The following is a 2,222-nucleotide window of genomic DNA, read 5'->3' as shown; positions in this document are numbered from 1 at the left end:
AGCTGCGCCGCCGCGGCGGGGATCGAAGACGAGAGTCTGACACGGCCGATTTTGATGAAAAGAGTCGAAACGACAGTAAAATAACGATATAGAGGTATACGTGAAAAAGTTATGGTTGATAGGAATTACCGCTTCCATTCTGCTGGGGGCGGGGCCTTCCGAAGGGGAGAAACTCTTCAAGGCCTACTGCTGGGGATGCCACCACCAAACCGCGGAGGCTTTCGGCCCCTCTTTCAAAACGATCGCCTCCAAGCGAAACAAAGGCGAAATCATCGCGCAGATCGTCGATCCTGCGGGAACCTACAAAACGCTGGGATACAGAAGAAACTCCATGCCCGCGTTCGACGATCTGAACGCGACACAGCTCGATGCACTGGCCGACTATATTTTGACATTCAAGGAAGATAGATGACGATAATGAAAAAGACCCTGTTGATTCTGGCCGGTATGGCCGTGGCCGTAAGCGCGGCCGACCTGCCCAAAGATCCTTCGCTGATTCTGCCCAAATCGAGAGACAAACTTTTTGTCGTAGAGCGTGAAAACTCGGCACTTGCGGTGATCGAAAACAACATGCTCACCAATGAAATCAAGGAGATGCACAACTTCAACCACGCCGTCGTCAAATTCAGAGACAACGACGGCTACGTCATCACCCGCGACGGTTACGTGATCAAGTTCGATCCGATCGCGGAGAAGAAGCTCAAAGAGTACAAAACGAGCGAGAGCGCCATCGGTTTCATCGTCGGCGACAACTACGTGGCCGTGGCCAACTACGACAACAAAACCGTCGAGATCCTCGATCGGGACCTGAACCATCTGCAGACGATAGAGACAGGCAGCAAGAACGTAGGGATCAAAGAGTACAAAGACTATCTGGTTTTCGCCTGTATGGACAGCGACGAGCTGTGGGTGATGAAGGATGAAAACCCCCACGGCAAAACGCCCCACTTCAAACTATACAAAAAGATCGAAAATGCCGGAGAGGTTCCCTTCGACGCGATGATCGACAAAAATCTCTATGTCGTCGGATTCTTCAACTCCAAGAATGTCGGTGTGCTCGATCTCGATACGATGAAATATCGCAAAGTTCCCCTGAAAATGGGCAAGAAGGAGCGCATCCTCAAAGTACCGCATTTCGGTTTCTGGAGTATCAGCGGCAAATACTTCTTCATTCCCGCCGTGGGCAACAAGAAGGTCTTCGTTTTCGATCACGATTTCAACTTCGTCAAGGCGATCGACGTGGAGGGCAATCCGGTCTTCACCGCCCTCAGCCCCGACAAAAAATGGCTCGCCGTCACCTTCAGCGGGAAGAAGTTTCCCGTGGTACAGATCGTGGACGCGAAAAATCTGAAAGTGGTCCGCCGTTTCGAGTTTCCGGGGATGATCCTGCATGTGCGCTGGTCGCCCAACCACCCTTATCTCTACTTTTCCATCAACGACAAGGATATGGTGCAGGCATTCAAAGTCTCCGATCCCGATCCGAAAAACTGGTGGCTGAACCTGGAGTGGCAGGTACCCAGACCTTCCGGTATTTTCGTATTCGTCAAAAAAGAGAGTGCCGGGAAAGTGACGAAGCAGCCTTCGAACGAATTCATCCCCTATCGTAAAAAAGCGCACTGATGTTCAGACTCTCCAATCTCATCAAATCGGTGACCGGCGGCAAAAAGGAGCGCTCGCTCGACGGCAGCATCGCCATCTGGAATTTCACGAACCGCTGCAATCTCGCCTGCCGCCACTGCTACAGCTACGCCGATCCGAATCAGGAGGATTTTCTCACTACCGAATTCATTCTGGGAACGATCCCCGAGCTCAAAAAAGCCGGTATCAAGTTCGTCATCTTCAGTGGAGGCGAGCCGCTGATACGACGTGACATCTTCGAGATCGCCGAGGCGATGCGTAAAGAGGGCATCGTCACCTACCTTTCGACCAACGGTCTCTATGTCAACGAAAAGAATGTCGACCGCATCATCGAGACATTCAACTACATCGGTATCAGCATCGACGGGATCGAGGAGGTGCACGACCGTTTCCGTGGGCTTGCCGGAGCCTATCGCAAAAGTCTCGACGCGATCGCCCTGATCCAGAAACATGGCGGAAACGCCGGTATCCGCTTCACGATCACCAACGAAACGAAAGAGAGCTTCTACAGCATCTTCGAACTGGCCGAAGAGATCGGTGTCGACAAGATCTACATCTCCCACCTGGTCTACAGCGGCAGGGGT

The 2,222-nt window shown here is 52.3% G+C and carries 3 protein-coding genes; all 3 read left to right on the top strand.

What is annotated here, in order from left to right; genetic code table 11:
• The first annotated feature begins 100 nt into the window (after window positions 1–100).
• A complete protein-coding gene (locus Q1K23_RS08510) occupies window positions 101–412 on the top strand; it encodes a cytochrome c (RefSeq protein ID WP_300363819.1) in 312 nt (103 codons plus the stop codon).
• Window positions 409–1,620, top strand: a complete 1,212-nt coding sequence (locus tag Q1K23_RS08505) for a cytochrome D1 domain-containing protein (RefSeq protein ID WP_300363818.1) — start codon at window positions 409–411, stop codon at window positions 1,618–1,620. Before Q1K23_RS08510 ends, Q1K23_RS08505 begins: the two co-directional genes overlap by 4 nt.
• A partial coding sequence (locus tag Q1K23_RS08500; protein ID WP_300363816.1) for a radical SAM protein occupies window positions 1,620–2,222 on the top strand: 603 nt, incomplete at its 3' end. The genes Q1K23_RS08505 and Q1K23_RS08500, both read left to right, overlap by 1 nt.

This window comes from Hydrogenimonas sp. (assembly GCF_029933015.1).
Taxonomy (GTDB): domain Bacteria; phylum Campylobacterota; class Campylobacteria; order Campylobacterales; family Hydrogenimonadaceae; genus Hydrogenimonas.
This window is presented reverse-complemented; position numbering and strand designations above follow the sequence as displayed.